Origin of the sequence: Paenibacillus dokdonensis (assembly GCF_004916975.1) — a bacterium.
In the GTDB taxonomy this organism is placed as follows: Bacteria; Bacillota; Bacilli; order Paenibacillales; family Paenibacillaceae; genus Paenibacillus_AQ; species Paenibacillus_AQ dokdonensis.
In genome coordinates, this window is record NZ_STGQ01000005.1 from 1 (window position 1) to 19,636 (window position 19,636).

Below are 19,636 nucleotides of genomic sequence, written 5' to 3' on the forward strand. Positions count from 1 at the left end.
GCGGAGGAGTTCCACGCGTACCCATCCCGAACACGACCGTTAAGCCCTCCAGCGCCGATGGTACTTGGACCGAAGGGTCCTGGGAGAGTAGGATGCCGCCAAGCAAAGAACCACTGTTGATAACAATCGACGGTGGTTTTTTTTGTGCGTTATTCCCACTGTGGATATCTAAACCATGCTTAGAAAGCAGAGTGAAATAGTCTACAAATTTCTTCCTTTACACAACAACAAACCTGTTGTATTATATAAAAGTTCGCTTTTACATTCGAGAGCAGAAAGCCTCGAAAGATGTCCTTTCTGAGGATGGATCTTTTGCTGGTGAGTAATCGCCGAAGCGAAGACAGCGCAAAAATCCCGTTTGGTGGCGATGGCGGAGGGGTTCCACACGTACCCATCCCGAACACGACCGTTAAGCCCTCCAGCGCCGATGGTACTTGGACCGAAGGGTCCTGGGAGAGTAGGATGCCGCCAAGCGAAGAACCACTGTTGATAACAATCGACAGTGGTTTCTTTATTCGTCTTTGACCTCAAGCAAGCTGTGGATTAATTTTCGGGAATGGCTTCTCATCCACAGAAATATAGACGCCTCTTCTGTTTTCCTTCACTTGTACACAGAAAGATTGTCCCCTTCGTCTCTTTTCTTCGTCATATTCCAAAAAACCGTCCACAAATTCACAATTTCATCCCCATGATTCACAGGTTGCTTTGTAAAATGTGCATTTCATCATCTTTTTTATGTTTAGAATACGTTCAGCTTGTGGGTAATTCATTGACTTTGCCGTAACCGTTTGCCATACTCGTTTTGTAATCCGTTTGATGTGAAGCAATAAACTGCTTTATCGAAAATTGAGCGGCTCTTTCCAATACATAGGTGAGGTGAATGGGATGGAGATCAGAACACTGAAGACTGAAGATTTTGATGCTATGATTCGATTGGGTGAATACGCTTTCCAATACCGGATGTCGGCGGAGGACAAGGACAATGCCAGAAAGAGATTCAGTCCTGAAAATACATGGGGGATTTTTGGTGAAGAAGGGGAGCTGGGTGCGAAGTTGGTACTGCTGCCTGTTGATATCTTTGTGCATGGCAAGAAAATACCGATGGCAGGAATTGGCGGCGTGGCAACATGGCCGGAATACCGCCGGCAAGGATTAGTCAAACAGCTGCTCACGCACTCACTGAAGGTGATGTATGAATCGGGTAAACTGCTCTCCTTGCTGCATCCTTTTTCTTTCCCTTTCTACCGCAAGTATGGCTGGGAAATGTTCAGTGATAATAAAAAGTATGTTATTCCAACCGACAAGCTGCCAGCGAAGGAAATGACGGATGGAACTGTGCGCCGAGATATTACGGACATAGCCGTCTTAAATCAGGTATACGAGGCTTATGCAAGCGGTTTTAACGGTATGATGGTCCGCAGCGAGGAACGGTGGAAGCATTCCATTCTGGATGATGAGGGACACACAGCCGTGTATTACTCGCCTTCGGGAGAGCCGCAAGGATACCTACTATATAAAGCCGAAAAAAAAGAGCTTTTGGTTGAAGAGTTTGTTTGGCTGAATGAAGAATCCAGACGGGCATTATGGACATTCATATGCAATCATGACTCGATGGTAACTCAGACCGTTTTAGCCCAAATGCCTGCCAATGACGGCCTAACCTATATGCTTGCTGATCCACGGATCACTCAGGAGCTTACACCTTTTGGTATGGCCCGGATCGTAAATGCAGCAGGATTTGTGGAAGAGTATGCTTTCCAAGGCAGCGGAGAGGAACAATCTTGGAGGGTACAAATTAAAGATCCATATGCCCCATGGAATGAAGGAAATTGGCAGTGGACACTTTCAGCAGAAGGGAAAGCTTCTGCAACAAAGACAGATTCAGATGTGAATACACAAGTTCAGTGCGATATCCAGACGCTCACTGCTATGATGCTAGGCTATAAGCGGCCAATGGAATTGTGGGAAATGGGAAGATTGAACGGAGAGGCTGAAGCCATAACCAGATTGGAGCAAGCTATTCCCGTTGGTCAAACATTTTTGCTTGACTATTTTTGAAATATTTTTAATATACATGACTCTCCTGCACAGACGGCGGGGGAGTTATTTCTAATAAAAGGGATGAAATCGGACAAAAAGGTCAAAAATGATATAAATACAGCTGCCCCCTTGGCAAAACGTGAGAATATGTTATAATATAGTCAAAGAAAGTCAAAGTCAGTTGTAGATCAAACATGGAATAGTCTGTGAATAAATGATGTTTATGTATGATCTGAATTGCCTGATGTTACAATAATAAAGCAGAAGCTGCGGGGATACCGGCGGCCCATGTTTGTATTCTCTTGTATCCGGTTCGCGCTTTGGATCTTTGGGTAATTTTTTAATTATGTGAATGATCCTTGAAGCTGGTGTTGGAATGGAGAATTTAATGGCTTTCGACAGCAATACAAGTGGAGGATGAATGATGCGTAATATCTCTGATATTATTGAACAATATCTGAAGGGTATTTTGCATGAAAGTCCCGAAGGATTGATCGAAATACAGCGTAATGATCTGGCAGACCATTTTTCCTGTGTACCCTCCCAGATCAATTATGTGATAAGCACAAGATTTACGCTGGAGAAGGGCTATCTCGTGGAAAGCAAGCGCGGAGGCGGCGGTTATATCCGGATTCAACGTATTGAGCTTCCGCAACATTCGGCGCTCCATACTCATCTACATACGACGATTGGCAGTACGATTGACCAAACCGTCGCGGAGGGGCTGATTTACCAGTTGGAGGAGGCCCGATTTTTGAGTAAACGGGAAGCGTGCATGATGCGGGCTGCCATTTCCAGAGATATCTTATTGGTCAAACTTCCCTTTAGGGATGAGATACGTGCAAGGATAATGAAAGCGATGCTGATTTCTTTGCTAGGCAAATAAGTCTACAGAGAATAGGAGGTACTCGATATGCTGTGTCAAGAATGCGGAAAGAGACCCGCAACGCTGCATTTCACTAAAATTGTAAACGGTGAGAAAAATGAGTTCCATATTTGTGAAACCTGTGCGAGGGAAAAAGGGGAAATGATTCCTGGTACCTCGGGAGGATTCTCTATACACAGCCTATTATCAGGACTGCTTGATTTTGAAACCGCGGGAAAAGGGACGGCAAGCAGCGTCAAAGCGCCACAATCCCTGCGATGTGAAGAATGCGGAATGACGTATTCGCAATTTAGCAAAATTGGCCGGTTCGGCTGCAGCTCCTGTTATAAATATTTTGGCGACCGCCTGGATCCTCTCTTCAAAAGAGTGCATGGAAATACTGTGCATGTCGGCAAAGTGCCGAAGAGAAGCGGCGGACGGATTCAATTAAAACGCAAAATCGATGATCTTAAGCTCGAACTGCAGCAGCGTATTCAGCAGGAGGAATTTGAAGAAGCTGCCCAGCTTAGGGACCAGATCAGAACACTTGAAAAAGAAATGGCAGGACAGTAAAGTTCGCTTAAAGCGAGGAGGAATGCGTGATGCCCAATCTCCGGTTTACCGAGAAAGCGCTAAGTGAGTGGATGCTTGGTACGGGAAGCGATTCCGATATCGTTATCAGCAGCCGGGTGCGCATAGCGCGGAACCTGCAGCACTTGCCGTTTCCTCTTTTGGCGACACGCCAGCAATCGGAGGAAGTGCTGAATCTTCTGGCCAAAGTGCCGGAGGACCAGGATAACAAGTCTTTAGGAACGTTTTACACCATCGAGCTGGATGAAATCGAGCCGATTGATAAAAAGGTTCTGGTAGAGAAGCATTTGATCAGTCCCAGCTTGGCGAATGAGTCTCAAAACGGGGCCGTGATGATCAGTGAAGATGAATCTATCAGTATAATGATTAACGAAGAGGACCATCTTCGCATTCAATGTCTGTATCCGGGTTTTCAGGTCCGTGAAGCGTGGGAAAAGGCGACGTCCATCGACGATCTTTTTGAGGCCGAGGTGGATTATGCGTTTGACGACAAACGCGGGTATCTAACCAGCTGTCCAACCAATGTAGGAACAGGGCTCCGGGCGTCTGTGATGATGCATCTGCCGGCTCTGGTGATGACACAGCAGATTAACCGGATTTTATCCGCTGTCTCCCAGGTTGGCCTGACCGTTAGAGGAATTTATGGTGAAGGCAGCGAAGCAGTAGGAAACCTGTTTCAGATCTCCAACCAGATTACACTCGGGCAGAGCGAAAATGAGATCATAGATAATCTGCACAGCGTAGTTCTGCAAATTATCGAGCACGAGAAGAATGCCCGTACCCGGCTTATGAATGATTCACGTCTGCGCATTACGGACCGGATCAAACGGTCTTACGGCATTTTGTCGTATGCAGAGGTCATGGATTCCAAGGAAGCTGGCCAAAGGCTGTCTGATGTACGACTGGGCGTTGATCTCGGTATTGTGGAGGGACCTTCCATTCCGGTAATGAATGAGCTGAATGTGATGACGCAGCCCGGTTTTTTGCAAAAAAAATTCGGTCATGACATGAACAGCGAGGAACGAGATATTTACCGGGCAAGGTTGATTCGCGAGACCCTGGCGAAAGCCTAAGCAAAAGCATTACATTAATGAATAATGATATTCCGTTTTATTTTTAAATAAGATTTCAAACTCATGGAGGTGCAGGAGAATGATGTTCGGAAGATTTACGGAACGCGCTCAGAAAGTGCTGGCACTCGCTCAAGAGGAAGCTGTTCGTTTGGGACATAACAACATCGGTACGGAGCATATTTTGCTTGGACTGATTCGCGAGGGTGACGGCATTGCTGCTAAAGCATTGATCGGTCTTGGACTCGGACTTGAAAAGATCCAGGATGAAGTGGAGACACTCATCGGCAGAGGACAAGAGCAGCCTACCAATATCGCCTATACTCCGCGCGCCAAAAAAGTCATTGAATTGTCTATGGATGAAGCCCGTAAGCTGGGTCATACCTATGTGGGCACAGAGCATATTCTGCTCGGCCTGATCCGTGAAGGTGAAGGTGTAGCCGCACGTGTGCTTAATAATCTTGGCATCAGCCTGAACAAGGCGCGTCAGCAAGTACTGCAGCTGCTGGGCAGCAGTGAGGCCGTATCAAGCCATCATGGCTCCCAGGCGAATGTCAGCACTCCAACGCTGGATAGTCTGGCCCGTGACCTGACGGCAGCCGCTAAGGAAGGCAACCTCGATCCGGTGATCGGACGAAGCAATGAAATTGAACGTGTCATCCAGGTGCTGAGCCGCCGGACGAAAAATAACCCGGTTCTGATTGGTGAGCCTGGCGTAGGTAAAACGGCGATCGCAGAAGGCCTTGCCCAAAAAATCATTAACAATGAAATTCCGGAAACGCTTCGTGATAAACGCGTCATGACCCTGGATATGGGTTCGGTTGTCGCGGGTACCAAGTACCGCGGTGAATTCGAGGACCGTCTTAAAAAGATTATGGATGAGATTCGCCAAGCCGGAAATATCGTGCTGTTTATCGATGAGCTTCATACATTGATCGGTGCAGGCGGCGCTGAAGGTGCAATTGATGCCTCTAATATCCTGAAGCCTTCTTTGGCCCGTGGAGAACTGCAATGCATCGGTGCCACAACGCTGGATGAGTACCGCAAATACATTGAGAAGGATGCCGCTTTGGAACGCCGTTTCCAGCCAATCACGGTGGATCAGCCTTCTCCGGAAGAAGCGATTCAGATTCTGTTTGGTCTGCGTGACCGTTACGAAGCGCATCACCGCGTGAAAATTACAGATGAAGCGATCGTCGAAGCTGTTAAGCTGTCCGACCGCTATATTCCTGACCGGTTCCTGCCGGATAAAGCGATCGATCTGATAGACGAGGCTGGCTCCAAAGTAAGGCTTCATACTTATACCATACCGCCAAACCTGAAAGAGCTGGAAAGCCGTCTCGAAGACATCCGCAAGGAAAAGGATTCGGCCGTTCAAAGCCAGGAATTCGAAAAAGCGGCTGCGCTGCGCGATACCGAGCAGAAGATTCGTGAAGAGCTCGAAATTACGAAGAATCAGTGGAAAGAAAAACAGGGCCGTACCGATTCCGAAGTTACTCCAGAGGATATTGCGCAAGTGGTAGCCAGCTGGACCGGTATCCCGGTACGCAAGCTCAAGGAAGAGGAAACCGAGCGTCTGCTCAACATGGAGTCCATTCTGCATGAGCGCGTAATTGGCCAGGAAGAGGCTGTCAAAGCCGTCAGCCGTGCTGTACGTCGATCACGTGCCGGTCTGAAGGATCCGAAGCGTCCGATTGGTTCGTTTATCTTCCTGGGACCTACGGGTGTAGGTAAAACCGAGCTGGCTCGAGCATTGGCAGAAGCCATGTTCGGTGACGAGAACGCGGTTATCCGCATTGATATGTCCGAGTATATGGAGAAGCATTCCACATCCAGACTTGTCGGAGCGCCTCCAGGATATGTGGGTTATGAGGAAGGCGGACAGCTGACGGAGAAAGTACGCCGTAAGCCATACTCTGTTGTCCTTCTGGATGAGATCGAAAAAGCGCATCCGGAAGTATTCAATATCCTGCTGCAAGTCCTTGAAGATGGACGTCTGACCGATTCCAAGGGACGTGTCGTCGATTTCCGCAACACGCTGATTATCCTGACTTCGAACGTGGGAGCAGATGCGATCAAAAAGAATTCCACCATGGGCTTTACCGCAATGGCAGATGCAGGCGCCGATTATAACAACATGAAGGATAAGGTCATGGGCGAGCTGAAGAAAAGCTTCCGTCCAGAGTTCCTGAACCGGATCGACGAAATCATCGTCTTCCACTCGCTGGAAGAGAAGCATATCGCGGAGATCGTAACGCTGATGTCCGACGAGCTGCGTAAACGTCTGCGTGAATATGATGTAGACTTTACACTAACGGAGAAGGGCAAGGCATTCCTGGCCAAGGAAGGATATGATCCTGCATTTGGTGCCCGTCCGCTCCGCCGTGCGATTCAGAAGCATATCGAGGACCGTTTGTCCGAAGAGCTTCTAACCGGCAATGTCGTCAAAGGTGATTCGCTGGTAATCGATGAGGAAAGTGGCGAATTGACAGTGAAGAAAAACGACAACGTCTCAGCCAACTCCTGATCTTAACGTTAAAGCAAACCGATTTTAATAAGGGATTGCCTCGCTGCTTTGACATAAGCTGCGGGTCAATCCCTTTTATGTTTATGTAAACTTTTCGCAAATACTTTACGATAAATCTTATTAAATGGTAAAATTAAAATAATGCCAATTTTCTGAGTGATCGACAAAATTAGACAAATTTCCATATCGCCAAAAGGAGAGATCATGGCTAAAATAAAAACAAAATTCAACTGTACCGAATGCGGCTATGAGGCTGCTAAATGGTATGGTAAATGTCCGGGTTGTCAGGCTTGGAATACGATGATCGAAGAAACAGAAAGCGTTATTAAAACACAGGGAATGAATTCTCCGCTGTTTCATAGTAAAGAAAAGGCGCTTTCGATCATAAATATAGAAAATAGCAACGAAGCGCGTGTGCAGACCGGGATCGGTGAGCTGAATCGCGTACTAGGCGGAGGTATCGTTCCGGGGTCGCTGATTTTGGTTGGCGGTGATCCAGGTATCGGTAAGTCTACACTGCTGCTGCAAACCTCCCATGCTTTAGCACATTCGGGTTTGCGCGTTCTCTATGTATCCGGTGAAGAATCGGTGCGCCAGACGAAGCTTCGCGCGGACCGACTAGGGGCTCTGTCTCCGGAGCTGTATGTATTGTGTGAGACCAATATGGATCTCGTTGAAGAAGCGATTAACAGCATTCAACCGCAGTTTCTTGTTATTGACTCCATCCAAACCGTCTATATTCCGGAAGTGACCAGTGCTCCCGGAAGTGTGGCTCAGGTTAGAGAATGTACGGCCCGTTTTATGCGCGTAGCCAAAGGGCTTGGCATTGCAACTGTCCTCGTAGGGCATGTTACGAAGGAAGGAGCCATTGCGGGCCCGAGACTGCTTGAACATATGGTTGACTGTGTATTGTATTTTGAAGGGGAACGGCATCATACCTACCGACTTTTACGGGCAGTGAAGAACCGCTTTGGGTCAACCAACGAGATCGGCATTTTCGAAATGAATGAATCGGGCCTTGTCGAAGTGGAGAACCCTTCGGAGTTATTTTTATCCGAGCGTCCGCTGGGGGTTGCAGGTTCGACGGTTGTCGCCAGTATGGAAGGTACCCGGCCTGTCCTGGTTGAACTTCAGGCATTGATTTCATCCACACACTTCCCGTCTCCGCGGCGAATGTGCACAGGTGTGGACCATCACCGGATGGGACTTATTATTGCGGTGCTGGAGAAGCGGATGGGGATGTTCTTGCAAAATCAGGATGCTTACCTGAATGTGGCGGGTGGCGTGAAGCTGGATGAGCCGGCGGTTGATTTGGCGATTGCTGTCAGCATAGCCTCCAGTTTTCGGGATATTCCGACAAAGCCATTTGATGTGATGTTCGGGGAGGTAGGCCTGACCGGAGAGGTCAGAGCAGTTTCACGCGCAGAGCAGCGGGTGAAAGAGGCCGAGAAGCTCGGCTTTAAGCGGATTATCATGCCGGAGAGAAGCTTAAAAGGCTGGAAGCATCCCAAAGGAATTGAAATTATTGGTATCAATACCGTGGCAGATGCACTAGCGGTCGCGTTAGATTAGGGGGCATAAAGAGATGAAGGAACCTAGCCAATTGGATAAAATGAATGACCTGCTTAGGCTGGTCGCCCCGGGCACGCCGTTTCGTGACGGTTTGGAAAATGTGCTGCGGGCCAAAACCGGAGGGCTGCTTGTCGTCGGCTACAGTCCGGAAGTGATGGAGGTAGTTGACGGCGGCTTCTCAATTAACTGTGATTTTTCACCCAACTATTTATACGAGTTGGCGAAGATGGACGGGGCCATCATACTGAGTGAGGATCTGAAGAGGATCCTGTACGCCAATACCCAGCTGATTCCTGATTCCTCCATCTCCTCGATCGAAACCGGTATCCGTCACCGTACCGCGGAGCGGGTAGCCAAGCAGACCGGCAAGCTGGTGGTATCCATTTCCCAGCGACGTAACATTATTACTTTATATCAGGGGACGCTCAGATATGCGCTAAAAGAAATTGGTGTTATTTTGACCAAAGCGAACCAAGCGATTCAAACCCTTGAAAAGTACCGGGCAGTGCTTAACCAATCATTGACTAACCTGTCTGCATCCGAGTTTGAAGAACTGGTCACCGTGCCGGAAGTGGTAAATGTGATTCAGCGGGTTGAAATGGTGCTGCGCATCAAGATGGAAATCAAGCGCTATATCAATGAGCTCGGCAATGAGGGGCGGCTCATCAGCATGCAGATGGAAGAGCTGGTCAGCAATATGGAGGAAGAAGCCTGGTTGCTGTACAAAGACTATGCACGCGAAGACAATGACGAGAAGATTCGTGAGATGATCGCAGGACTGAAACGGGCAACCGATGATGAGCTGCTCGACATTCACTACGTTATGCGTCTTCTGGGATATCCGCTCTCGGCTGCAACCTCGGAAGAATCTGTTGCACCAAGGGGTTATCGGATTCTGAACAAAATCCCGCGTTTGCCGAATGTCATTATTCACAACCTGGTTGAGCGCTTCGATGAGCTGCCTCATGTCATGATGGCAACCATAGAGGAATTGGATGAAGTGGATGGAATTGGCGAAGTCAGAGCACGCAACATAAAAGAAGGTCTGAAACGTTTACAGGAACAAGTATTCATTGACAGACAAATTTAAATACCATACAATCAATGGATGATACGGGGGTACTAAAAAAACCGAGGTGAAGAAATGTTTACGAAATCAATTCCGAACATGTTTACGTTGGGTAACTTGTTTCTCGGAATGGTAGGAATTATGCTGGCTTTTGACAACAAATTTAGTTTGGCAGCCATCATGATTATTATTGCGATGCTTTGCGATGGTTTGGACGGCCGGATGGCCCGGGCGCTCAATGCACAGAGCGAATTCGGCAAGGAACTGGACTCTCTCTCGGATGTGATCTCTTTTGGTGTGGCACCCGCACTCATCATGTATGTAACTTCTTTTCATGGCATGCCTCACGCACTGATCTGGACCGTGACCGCGATTTTCCCGATTTGCGGAGCACTGCGTCTGGCGCGTTTTAATGTTCAATCCGCCGGAATTCCGGGATATTTTATTGGTTTACCTATACCGGCTGCAGGAGGCGTTCTTGCCACACTGTCGCTGTTTCATAAAGAAATATCGGCCCCTTATATGATCATCGCCATGCTGATCCTGTCGTATCTAATGGTCAGCACGGTTAAATATCCTAACTTCAAAAAGGTAGGTCTTCCTAAAAAGGCCGTGATGTACGCACCCGTAGTTATCGTTGCTTCGGTTGCTGTCGCTGTCATTTTCCCGGATCAAATATCTAAACTAATTTTTGTGCCGCTGGTGCTTTATGCAGCGTACGGATTGAAGCAAAATGTAGAGAAGCTGACCCGCAGACGTCATCATGACCAATCCGCCGATCATAAAGTATACAACGATCACTCATAAGAGAACAGTTTAAGGTAACAATAAAAAGCATTTATTTCCTGCCACGGCAGTGAAATAAATGCTTTTTTTGTTTCTGTATATCCAGCGTTGATTCGACTGGCTTCGTCTATGACAAATTAAACAAGCCAAGAGTGGAGCATTTTTGCGATTCCTTTTGGACAACTTCATCCATGTTGATATCGAGCAGGTTGCATAGAGCCGACATATAAAAAATGTTACGCCCCAGCTCGGTACTGATAATTTCCCTACAGTTTTCACACAGCTCTCCACGAACGTGAGTCCGTGCCACTTCTTTGGCTTCCTCGAGATCCACTTCAGATTCAAAGGACTGCTTGGTAGCATGCAGTTCGATACAGCCGCAATCTGTTATTGCCTTGGCAACAGCCCGATTGACGGAGGCACTGCTTTGTCCGTTTTTGGACAGCACATCCAATAGACTGCGATGACGGAGCAACAGTTCGGAAACCTGATCCTGAAAAGCCTGTAAACTTGGTGCGCTCATTTTCCTTTTCACCTCTAGCATAAGAATTGAATTAATTATATGCCAGGCATTTGCCCATTTTCAACCAAAAATGACACATCTTCCAGAACTTAAATTTAAGAAAGGCATAGAAAAATTTGGAACTGGCAGGATTAGGAAGACTGGAATTGGTTCATACTGCTAAGGAAATATGTATAACTAATACAATCAAGGAGGTGTGGGAACATATGCTGAGAAAAATTATTATGGCATTTGCCGGGCTGTGCGGTGCATGGTTGGGCTATACCATACATCAATCAGCCGGATGGACGTTCCCTAAATTAGGTATCGATCAATCCGCATGGGGCGGCCTGATGTTTGCAGGACTTGGCGCAATTTTATTTTTGTTGATAGGTTCCATATGTGCTCAGGCGTTAACTGCCCGTGTACAGTCCATCATCCAATTGTTTGCGGGTATGCCAATGAATGACTTGGCAGCTGGAGCTGCCGGTCTGGTAGGAGGCCTTCTGTTGTCTCTGCTGGTCTATCCAAGCTTGGCTTGGGCAGGTAAAGCCGGAGAAATCGCAGCTGTGGGGCTGACTCTATTATGCGGCTACATGGGATTCCGGGTTGGACTGGATAAAAAGGATGAGCTGGCGACGCTGTGGACATCTGGAAGATGGGGCAAAGGGGATGCTTACGAGGATCGGAAAATTGAAGAGCATAAAATTTTGGACACCAGCGTGATTATTGATGGCCGTATCGCCGACATCTGCAAGACAGGTTTTATCGAAGGTACGATCGTCATTCCGGAATTTGTGCTTGAAGAGCTGCAGCATATTGCAGATTCATCGGATTTGCTCAAACGCAACCGCGGCCGCAGAGGACTTGATATTTTAAACAAAATTCAGAAAGAACTGGATGTCAGAGTGCTGATCTACGAGGGGGATTTCGAAGAGATTTCGGAGGTAGACAGCAAGCTGGTTAAGCTCGCGAAGGTTCTTCAGGGCAAAGTCGTAACGAATGATTTCAACCTGAATAAGGTTTGTGAGCTGCAGGGAGTATCGGTACTTAACATTAATGATCTGGCCAATGCGGTCAAGCCGGTCGTCCTCCCAGGGGAAGAAATTATGGTGCAGGTGATCAAGGACGGCAAGGAACATGGGCAGGGAGTAGCCTATCTGGATGATGGAACCATGATTGTGGTCGAAGGCGGGCGTGACTATATCGGAAGTATGATGGAGGTCCTGGTGACGAGTGTGCTGCAGACTTCCGCGGGACGGATGATTTTTGCCAAACCGAAACTGTTGGAAAAAGCCCAGTAAAAGGGGTATGATGGGGGTATACATTTTTACTGGGAGGCAGGGCGCAGCTTGGACACAGAAAACCGTGTGGGCGTGGTCGTGGTTTCCGCGGGCAGAGGCACAAGAATGGGAACCCGCGAAAGCAAGCAGTATCTGCTGCTGAAGGACAAGCCCATTATTATGCATACATTGGACGTCTTCGAACGGATGCCGCTGGTTCAGGAAATCGTTCTGGTGACCGGGGCAGAAGATATAGATCGATGCACCGGATGGATCAAGGAGTACGGACTCAGCAAAGTGGTTAAAGTGATATCGGGCGGAAGTGAAAGACAGCAGTCCGTATATAAAGGCTTGTTGGAAATCGGTACGGAATGGGTAATGGTACATGACGGTGTACGCCCGTTCATCGAACCTGAACATGTCGAGGCATGCTGCCGGAAAGCACAACTTTCCGGAGCTGCGGTGCTCGCGGTGAAGGTGAAGGATACGATTAAGCAGGTGAGTGAGTCGGGAACGATCGAAGCAACACCCGACCGCCGGAGTCTGTGGGCGATTCATACCCCACAGGCTTTTCGTCTTTCAGCATTGAAGAAGGCGCATGAGCAGGCTGAGGCTGATGGCTTCATTGGGACGGATGATTCCATGCTCGTGGAAAGAATGGGCATTCCGGTAGCTGTCGTGGAAAGCAGCTATACGAACATTAAAATCACGACGCCGGAAGATTTAGAATATGCCGAATTCATGTTAAAACGCAGGGGAGAGAGAAATCCATGATACGTGTAGGACAAGGGTTTGACGTGCATGAGCTTGTAGAGGGCAGGCCGTGTATTATTGGGGGAGTCACCATTCCTTATGAAAAGGGACTGCTTGGGCATTCTGATGCCGATGTGCTTTTGCATGCAGTGACAGATGCGATTCTGGGTGCGCTTGGACTCGGGGATATCGGCAAGCATTTTCCCGATACCGATCCAGAATTTAAAGATGCGGATAGCCTGAAGCTGCTGCTGCATATCTGGGATATGGCGAAGGAGCGGGGTTACCGCCTTGGAAACATCGATTCCACGATCATCGCTCAGAAACCGAAAATGGCTCCATATATTCCACAGATGGCCGAAGTCATCGCCAAGGCACTTGATGCAGATCTGGATCAGGTGAATGTGAAGGCAACAACGACAGAGCAGCTTGGATTTACCGGACGGGGAGAAGGCATTGCGGCGCAGTCTGTTGTCTGTCTCGTTAAAGATGTGCTATCATCTTGAAGGATTTTTGATTGAGCAAACACAAAAGCGGAGGGGATTACCATGACTAATAAAGTCCGCGTACGGTACGCACCTAGTCCTACAGGACATTTACATATCGGAAACGCCAGAACGGCGTTGTTTAACTACTTGTATGCCCGTAATCAAGGCGGAGATTTCATTATCCGGATTGAGGATACGGACGTAAAGCGCAACATTGCAGGTGGTGAAGAGAGCCAACTGAAGTATTTGAAATGGCTCGGTCTGGATTGGGATGAAAGTATTGATATCGGCGGCGAATACGGACCTTACCGTCAAACCGAGCGCCTTGATATTTATAATAAATATACGCAGGATTTGCTGGACAGAGGTCTCGCATACCACTGCTACTGCACGGAAGAGGAGCTGGAGAAGGAACGCGAGGAGCAAATGGGCCGCGGCGAAACACCTCGTTACTCCGGTAAACACCGTGATTTGACTGAAGATCAACGTAAGGCCTTTGAAGCAGAAGGACGTACAGCAAGCATCCGTTTCCGCGTCCCTGAGGACAAGACGTATACGTTTGACGATATCGTTAAAGGTATGATTTCCTTTAATACTCAGGATACAGGCGACTTTGTTATTGTGAAAAGAGATGGCATTCCGACATATAACTATGCAGTTGTTATCGACGATTATTTGATGAAAATCTCCCATGTTCTCCGCGGAGAGGATCATATATCGAATACTCCCCGCCAGCTTATGATTTATGAAGCCCTGGGCTGGGAAGCGCCTCGTTTCGGCCATATGACTTTGATCGTGAACGAAAACCATAAGAAGCTGAGCAAGCGGGATGAGTCCATTATCCAGTTCATTGAACAGTATGATCAGCTTGGCTATCTTCCTGAAGCTTTGGTTAACTTCATCGCACTGCTCGGCTGGTCGCCGGAAGGGGAAGAGGAGATTTACAGCCTTGAAGAGCTGATTAAAATTTTCAACCCGGACCGGTTGTCGAAGAGTCCTGCGGTGTTTGACCAGAACAAACTGGCTCATTTGAATAACGCCTACATCAAGCAGGCAGATCCGGAGCGGATTGCCAAGCTGGCTATCCCTCATCTTCAAAAAGCGAGCCGTCTGCCGGCGGAGCTGAGCGAAGAGCAGGAAATTTGGGCGAAGAAGCTGGTCGCTCTTTACCAGGAGCAAATGACCGCAGCCTCCGACATTGTCGGTTTGTCCGATGTGTTCTTCCGCACGCATATGGAAGTGGACCATGATGCCCAGCCGGTTCTGGCTGAAGAGCAGGTACCAACCGTATTGAAGGCTCTGTTGGATAAAATTGAGGCTTCGGTGGAGTATACAGCTGCTCAAATCGCAGTTCTGATCAAAGAAGTGCAGAAGGAAACCGGATTCAAAGGTAAACAGCTGTTTATGCCAATCCGTGTTGCGTTAACGGGTCAGATGCATGGCCGCGATTTGAATGAAACAATCTATCTGCTTGGCAAGGATCGCGTAATCGAACGTTTGAGATCGCAAATTAAAGGAGCCTAGCGGAAGCAACGACTGCATAGAAGAACCCAAATATGGGCGAAAACATTTCTTGTCAGTCTAATGCATTTTCGGCTATAATTACTACCAAAATAAGATCTATAAAAACCTGCCCTAAGCAGCAGGCCTGAATAGATGATGTTGCCCAACAGCGACGAACAGGAGAAGTACGCTTTAACCCCAGGCATTTGCCAGAGAGGATAACCTCATGGAGAATCTGCTTTCCATGCGGCTGGAAGTTATCCATATGCCGACTGCGGAAATGCGCCTGTGAGCTGCATGGATGAGCGGTTCAGATTGAACCGTTAGACTATGCCGGAAGGTCCCCCGTTAACAGGACAGATGAGAGGAATCCAGCTTTATGCGCAGACTAGTGATGTATGCATAAAAATGGATTCAAGCAGAGTGGAACCGCGTATAACGCCTCTGCAGCGAAAGCTGCCGAGGCGTTTTTTGGTCTTTAAAAAGCATAACTTTGAAGACGTGGCTGCCTTATATCACATGAAAACCTTCGGTTTCAAGCGGTCAGTCTTCTGTGGAAATACGCCGATAAAGTTTTCTTTTGAGATAAACCACCGGTAGTAGCAGACATCTTTCGCGACGCGAGGGATCAGAAGAGACGAAGAGGGGAACGGATATGTTTAAGCAGATCAGATCGGATGTCCAGACGGTATTTGAAAATGATCCGGCCGCCAGAAGACTGTTCGAAGTGGTATTCACATATTCAGGACTGCACGCCATCTGGGCTCACCGGATTGCCCACAAGCTGTATAGACATCGGTGGTTCACGCTGGCGCGTATTATTTCACAGTTCAGTCGTTTCATGACGGGAATCGAGATTCATCCCGGCGCCAAGATCGGCAGGAGGCTCTTTATCGATCATGGCATGGGCGTAGTTATAGGGGAAACCTGCGAGATTGGTGATGACGTTGTGATTTACCAAGGCGTCACGCTGGGAGGTACAGGCAAGGAAAAGGGGAAACGCCATCCGACGATTGGGAATAATGTCGTCATCGCTTCCGGTGCCAAGGTTCTGGGATCTTTTAAGGTGGGAGACCAAAGCAACATTGGTGCTAACTCGGTTGTGCTGAAGGAGGTTCCTGCCAACAGTACGGTCGTAGGCATACCGGGGACCATTGTCAAGCAGGATGGTCGCCGTGTGGATCGCCTCAGCCACCAGCTGCCCGACCCGATTGTGGATTCGATCCGAGGTATGCAGAGGGAAATTGACCGCCTCCGGGGGGAGCTCGAAAGCATCAAATACGAAAACAACGAGCTGGTTCAGATCAAAGCCGCCGCAGGCAGGGAGCAGAAGGATTAAAGGCTTGGGTATTGGAACATTAGGATTTTCATTTAAAGAAAGAAAGGAAATGTGAATATGGCGCTTCAAATTTATAATACATTGCATCGATCCAAGGAAGAATTTATGCCGCAGGAACCTGGAAAGGTAAAGATGTATGTATGCGGGCCTACCGTATATGATTACATCCATATCGGCAACGCGCGGCCAATGATCTTTTTTGATGTGGTCCGTACGTATCTTGAACAAATCGGCAATGAGGTTAACTATGTGGTTAACTTCACGGACGTGGACGACAAGCTTATCCGCAAGGCAGAGCAGTTGAGCAGCACTGTGCCAGAGGTAGCTGACAAGTTTATCAAGGCATACTTCGAGGATTTGGAAGGCCTCGGTATTCACAAGGCGACAATCAATCCGCGCGTAACCGAGAATATGGACAATATCATTGCCTTTATTCAAGAGCTGGAGCAGAATGGCTTCGCCTATGAAAAAGGCGGCGATGTGTTCTACCGGACGAATAAATTTCCTGATTACGGAAAGCTCTCGCATCAGAAGCTGGATGAACTGCAGTTCGGCATTCGGATCAATGTCGACGAGCGCAAGGAAAATCCCGAGGACTTCGTGCTTTGGAAGGCAGCCAAACCGGGTGAAATCTACTGGTCCAGCCCATGGGGAGACGGACGTCCAGGCTGGCATATTGAGTGCTCGGCAATGGCTCGCCGCTATCTGGGGGATACGATTGATATTCACGGAGGCGGGCAGGATTTGCAATTCCCGCATCATGAGTGTGAGGTAGCTCAGTCCGAAGCACTGACAGGAAAACCACTGGCCAATTACTGGATGCATAACGGCTATATCAAAATAAATAACGAAAAAATGTCGAAATCACTCGGCAATGGTATTCTGGTTAAAGATCTGCGCAAGGAATTCAAAAAAGAGGCCATCCGTTATTTCATGCTTTCAACACACTACCGTAACCCGCTTAACTTTAACGCGGAAACGATGGATCAGGCGATGAACAGCGTGGAACGTATTGCCAATGCTGTCGGCAACCTGAAGCATCGTTTGAAAACCGTTACTCCTGATGGTCACGGACAGGTTCGGGATGAAATGAAGCAGAAGCTGGATAGCATTCTGAAGCAGTACTACGAAAAGATGGATGACGATTTCAATACACCGGATGCCATTACCGCAATGTTCGAATGGGTCAATGAAGCCAATCTGCTGCTGCAGGAGTCCGTGGCGAACCCCGAAGAATTAAAGGCTATGCTGGCTGCTTTTGAAGAGTTGAATGCCGTGCTTCGTTTGTATGCGGGCGAAGAGGCTGAGCTTCTGGACGAAGAGGTTGAAAACCTCATAGCAGAGCGGATGGAGGCACGTAAAGATAAGAACTGGAGCCGCGCTGATGAAATCCGCGATCTCCTGGCTGCACAGGGAATTGTACTGGAGGATACGGCGCAGGGCATGCGCTGGCGGCGGAAATGAGCGGCCAAGACAATCAGGGGCTGACGCCGGAAGCGGGATGGTTCAGCTACCCTCCCTCCAGACAGCCCCGGCTGATTCCGCCGATTGTGCTCGCATACATCGGGGACGCCATTTATGAAGTAGCTGTCAGGCAGTACTTGATCTCCAAACCGAATCTGAAGCCGAATCAGCTTCACCGTCAGGCGACCGGAATGGTGTCAGCCAAAGCACAAAGCCGGATCGTGACAGCCCTCGATCCTGTTTTAACGGATGTGGAAAAGGACGTCGTAAGACAAGGACGCAATGCCAAATCCGGCAGCATTCCCAAAAATGCCGACGTGCTGGAATACCGCCACGCTACGGCATTTGAAAGTCTGATCGGATATCTGTACTACATGCAGCAGCTCGATCGGATGCGGGAGCTTATTGGAATGGGTATTGAATATATAGAACAAAATCAGCATGTAAAATAAAGCTTCTGGAGGATATCATGGATGAAGAAATCATCGGCGGAAAGCACTCGGTTATCGAAGCGCTAAAATCCGGCCGTACCATCAACAAAATTTGGATTGCTGAAAATGCACAAAAGCATTTGACACAGCCAATCATTATCGAGGCTAAAAAGCTGGGAATTGTGATCCAGCAGGTCGATAAGCGCAAGCTTGACCAAATGGCACCTGACATGCAGCATCAGGGTGTAGTCGCGCAGGTTGCGCCTTACGCTTACGCGGAAGTAGAGGATATTCTGCGGGTGGCGGAAGATAAGGGCGAGCCGCCTTTTATCCTGCTGCTTGATGAAATTGAGGATCCTCACAATCTGGGATCAATCCTGCGTACAGCAGATTGTACCGGTGTGCACGGAGTCATTGTCCCAAAACGCCGCTCGGCGCAGGTGACAGCCACTGTCTCCAAAACCTCAGCAGGAGCAGCAGAATATGTCCCGGTAGCAAGGGTTACCAATTTAGGACAGACGATTGATTCTCTGAAGGAAAAAGGAGTTTGGGTCGTAGGTACGGATGTTTCGGCTCCTGCGGGGATCTATGAAACCAACGTCTTTGACGGTCCGGTAGCCATCGTCATTGGCAATGAAGGCAAAGGTATGGGGCGGCTTATCCGGGAAAAATGCGATGTTTTGATCAAGCTGCCGATGAACGGACAGATCAACTCGCTGAATGCCTCTGTGGCAGCCGGTGTAGTAATGTACGAAGTATTGCGCCGCCGTAATCAAGGTTAACGTGAAATGGCGGATTTGCGGGATGTGCTTCTGGTGGACGGCTACAATATGATCGGAGCCTGGCCGTCTCTTGCGAAGCTGTCGCAAATCAGCATGCAGGAGGCGCGCGATAATCTGCTTGGCAAGCTTGCGGATTACCAGGCATTCACAGGCCGCAAAGTCATTGCCGTCTTCGATGCGTATCGGGTTCCCGGGCTTGGCAAAGCCTTTGCCCAAAGTAAAATACAGGTTTATTTCACAAAAGAGAAAGAAACTGCCGATGAATGTATAGAGCGGCTTGTGGGAGAACTCAGCCTTCGCAGCCGTAAAATATATGTAGCTACCAGCGATTTCATCGAGCAGCATGTGATATTTGCACGCGGTGCGCTGCGGCTCTCCGCCCGTGAGCTTTTGATCGAGGTGGAGAACTGCGAGAAGGCGATACAAAACCGCATCAGGAGCGATCATGCCTCATCGACACGCAATACGCTGGACAGCAAGCTCAAACCGGAGCTTCGAGAAATATTCGAGAAATGGCGCAGGGAATGACAAATAGTGGTAGGGATTACAAATTTGAATCTCTTGACAATTT

General features: G+C 48.4%; 18 protein-coding genes and 2 rRNA genes. 19 read left to right on the forward strand and 1 reads right to left on the reverse strand.

All coding sequences use genetic code 11. The annotated features are described in order from the left end of the window. The 10 genes from rrf (E6W40_RS28925) to pssA all read left to right on the forward strand — a co-directional run. Positions 1–104, forward strand: a 5S ribosomal RNA gene (gene rrf / locus E6W40_RS28925); the annotation flags it as partial. 253 nt (positions 105–357) lie between these two features. After that, a 5S ribosomal RNA gene (gene rrf, locus E6W40_RS28930) occupies positions 358–474 on the forward strand. A gap of 411 nt (positions 475–885) precedes the next feature. After that, the gene (locus E6W40_RS28935) at positions 886–2,058 is read left to right on the forward strand and encodes a GNAT family N-acetyltransferase (protein ID WP_136609078.1); all 1,173 of its coding nucleotides are present in this window, start codon (positions 886–888) and stop codon (positions 2,056–2,058) included. 406 nt (positions 2,059–2,464) lie between these two features. Further along, positions 2,465–2,926 (forward strand): CtsR family transcriptional regulator, encoded by a 462-nt coding sequence (locus E6W40_RS28940; RefSeq protein WP_136609079.1) that lies wholly within the window; start codon positions 2,465–2,467, stop codon positions 2,924–2,926. 27 nt (positions 2,927–2,953) lie between these two features. After that, positions 2,954–3,478, forward strand: a complete 525-nt coding sequence (gene mcsA, locus E6W40_RS28945; protein WP_136609080.1) for a protein-arginine kinase activator protein McsA — start codon at positions 2,954–2,956, stop codon at positions 3,476–3,478. A gap of 29 nt (positions 3,479–3,507) precedes the next feature. Beyond that, entirely contained in the window at positions 3,508–4,569 is a 1,062-nt protein-coding gene (gene mcsB / locus E6W40_RS28950) for a protein-arginine kinase McsB (protein WP_136609081.1), read from the forward strand. Positions 4,570–4,648: 79 nt separating this feature from the next. Next, the gene (clpC, locus tag E6W40_RS28955; RefSeq protein WP_136609082.1) at positions 4,649–7,093 is read left to right on the forward strand and encodes an ATP-dependent protease ATP-binding subunit ClpC; all 2,445 of its coding nucleotides are present in this window, start codon (positions 4,649–4,651) and stop codon (positions 7,091–7,093) included. 204 nt (positions 7,094–7,297) lie between these two features. After that, positions 7,298–8,665, forward strand: a complete 1,368-nt coding sequence (gene radA / locus E6W40_RS28960; protein ID WP_136609083.1) for a DNA repair protein RadA — start codon at positions 7,298–7,300, stop codon at positions 8,663–8,665. A 13-nt stretch (positions 8,666–8,678) separates the two neighbouring features. Then, a complete protein-coding gene (disA, locus tag E6W40_RS28965) occupies positions 8,679–9,755 on the forward strand; it encodes a DNA integrity scanning diadenylate cyclase DisA (protein WP_136609084.1) in 1,077 nt (358 codons plus the stop codon). A 54-nt stretch (positions 9,756–9,809) separates the two neighbouring features. After that, on the forward strand, positions 9,810–10,541 hold the full coding sequence (pssA, locus tag E6W40_RS28970; RefSeq protein ID WP_136609085.1) for a CDP-diacylglycerol--serine O-phosphatidyltransferase: 732 nt from the start codon (positions 9,810–9,812) through the stop codon (positions 10,539–10,541). Between the two features lie 106 nt (positions 10,542–10,647). On the opposite strand, the gene E6W40_RS28975 is transcribed toward pssA, so the two are convergent. Further along, positions 10,648–11,043 carry a nucleoside triphosphate pyrophosphohydrolase family protein gene (locus E6W40_RS28975; RefSeq protein ID WP_136609086.1) on the reverse strand — a complete coding sequence of 132 codons (396 nt, stop codon included), beginning with the start codon at positions 11,041–11,043 and terminating at the stop codon, positions 10,648–10,650. Between the two features lie 206 nt (positions 11,044–11,249). On the opposite strand from E6W40_RS28975, the gene E6W40_RS28980 reads away from it, so the two are divergent. From E6W40_RS28980 to E6W40_RS29020, 9 genes are all read left to right on the forward strand, one after another. Further along, positions 11,250–12,326 carry a PIN/TRAM domain-containing protein gene (locus E6W40_RS28980; RefSeq protein WP_136609087.1) on the forward strand — a complete coding sequence of 359 codons (1,077 nt, stop codon included), beginning with the start codon at positions 11,250–11,252 and terminating at the stop codon, positions 12,324–12,326. 48 nt (positions 12,327–12,374) lie between these two features. Further along, a complete protein-coding gene (ispD, locus tag E6W40_RS28985) occupies positions 12,375–13,079 on the forward strand; it encodes a 2-C-methyl-D-erythritol 4-phosphate cytidylyltransferase (RefSeq protein WP_281281526.1) in 705 nt (234 codons plus the stop codon). Next, entirely contained in the window at positions 13,076–13,564 is a 489-nt protein-coding gene (gene ispF, locus E6W40_RS28990) for a 2-C-methyl-D-erythritol 2,4-cyclodiphosphate synthase (RefSeq protein ID WP_136609088.1), read from the forward strand. Before ispD ends, ispF begins: the two co-directional genes overlap by 4 nt. 42 nt (positions 13,565–13,606) lie before the next feature. Beyond that, complete coding sequence (gene gltX, locus E6W40_RS28995) at positions 13,607–15,070, forward strand: glutamate--tRNA ligase (protein WP_136609089.1); 1,464 nt, start codon at positions 13,607–13,609, stop codon at positions 15,068–15,070. Positions 15,071–15,704: 634 nt separating this feature from the next. Next, complete coding sequence (gene cysE, locus E6W40_RS29000; RefSeq protein WP_136609090.1) at positions 15,705–16,388, forward strand: serine O-acetyltransferase; 684 nt, start codon at positions 15,705–15,707, stop codon at positions 16,386–16,388. A 57-nt stretch (positions 16,389–16,445) separates the two neighbouring features. Further along, a complete protein-coding gene (cysS, locus tag E6W40_RS29005; protein ID WP_136609091.1) occupies positions 16,446–17,852 on the forward strand; it encodes a cysteine--tRNA ligase in 1,407 nt (468 codons plus the stop codon). After that, complete coding sequence (locus E6W40_RS29010; RefSeq protein ID WP_136609092.1) at positions 17,849–18,304, forward strand: Mini-ribonuclease 3; 456 nt, start codon at positions 17,849–17,851, stop codon at positions 18,302–18,304. The genes cysS and E6W40_RS29010 overlap by 4 nt, the downstream gene beginning before the upstream one ends. A 17-nt stretch (positions 18,305–18,321) precedes the next feature. Then, positions 18,322–19,065 (forward strand): 23S rRNA (guanosine(2251)-2'-O)-methyltransferase RlmB, encoded by a 744-nt coding sequence (rlmB, locus tag E6W40_RS29015; protein WP_211147104.1) that lies wholly within the window; start codon positions 18,322–18,324, stop codon positions 19,063–19,065. A 6-nt stretch (positions 19,066–19,071) separates the two neighbouring features. Beyond that, complete coding sequence (locus tag E6W40_RS29020) at positions 19,072–19,593, forward strand: NYN domain-containing protein (protein ID WP_136609094.1); 522 nt, start codon at positions 19,072–19,074, stop codon at positions 19,591–19,593. Positions 19,594–19,636 lie beyond the last annotated feature (43 nt).

Coding starts and splice junctions, on each gene's coding strand:
- clpC (WP_136609082.1), top strand. CDS start 4,649: ATGATGTTCGGAAGATTTACGGAACGCGCTCAGAAAGTGCTGGCACTC.
- cysE (WP_136609090.1), top strand. CDS start 15,705: ATGTTTAAGCAGATCAGATCGGATGTCCAGACGGTATTTGAAAATGAT.
- E6W40_RS29020 (WP_136609094.1), top strand. CDS start 19,072: ATGGCGGATTTGCGGGATGTGCTTCTGGTGGACGGCTACAATATGATC.
- rlmB (WP_211147104.1), top strand. CDS start 18,322: ATGGATGAAGAAATCATCGGCGGAAAGCACTCGGTTATCGAAGCGCTA.
- radA (WP_136609083.1), top strand. CDS start 7,298: ATGGCTAAAATAAAAACAAAATTCAACTGTACCGAATGCGGCTATGAG.
- E6W40_RS28975 (WP_136609086.1), bottom strand. CDS start 11,043: ATGAGCGCACCAAGTTTACAGGCTTTTCAGGATCAGGTTTCCGAACTG.
- mcsB (WP_136609081.1), top strand. CDS start 3,508: ATGCCCAATCTCCGGTTTACCGAGAAAGCGCTAAGTGAGTGGATGCTT.
- E6W40_RS28935 (WP_136609078.1), top strand. CDS start 886: ATGGAGATCAGAACACTGAAGACTGAAGATTTTGATGCTATGATTCGA.
- E6W40_RS28980 (WP_136609087.1), top strand. CDS start 11,250: ATGCTGAGAAAAATTATTATGGCATTTGCCGGGCTGTGCGGTGCATGG.
- gltX (WP_136609089.1), top strand. CDS start 13,607: ATGACTAATAAAGTCCGCGTACGGTACGCACCTAGTCCTACAGGACAT.
- disA (WP_136609084.1), top strand. CDS start 8,679: ATGAAGGAACCTAGCCAATTGGATAAAATGAATGACCTGCTTAGGCTG.
- E6W40_RS29010 (WP_136609092.1), top strand. CDS start 17,849: ATGAGCGGCCAAGACAATCAGGGGCTGACGCCGGAAGCGGGATGGTTC.
- E6W40_RS28940 (WP_136609079.1), top strand. CDS start 2,465: ATGCGTAATATCTCTGATATTATTGAACAATATCTGAAGGGTATTTTG.
- cysS (WP_136609091.1), top strand. CDS start 16,446: ATGGCGCTTCAAATTTATAATACATTGCATCGATCCAAGGAAGAATTT.
- ispF (WP_136609088.1), top strand. CDS start 13,076: ATGATACGTGTAGGACAAGGGTTTGACGTGCATGAGCTTGTAGAGGGC.
- mcsA (WP_136609080.1), top strand. CDS start 2,954: ATGCTGTGTCAAGAATGCGGAAAGAGACCCGCAACGCTGCATTTCACT.
- pssA (WP_136609085.1), top strand. CDS start 9,810: ATGTTTACGAAATCAATTCCGAACATGTTTACGTTGGGTAACTTGTTT.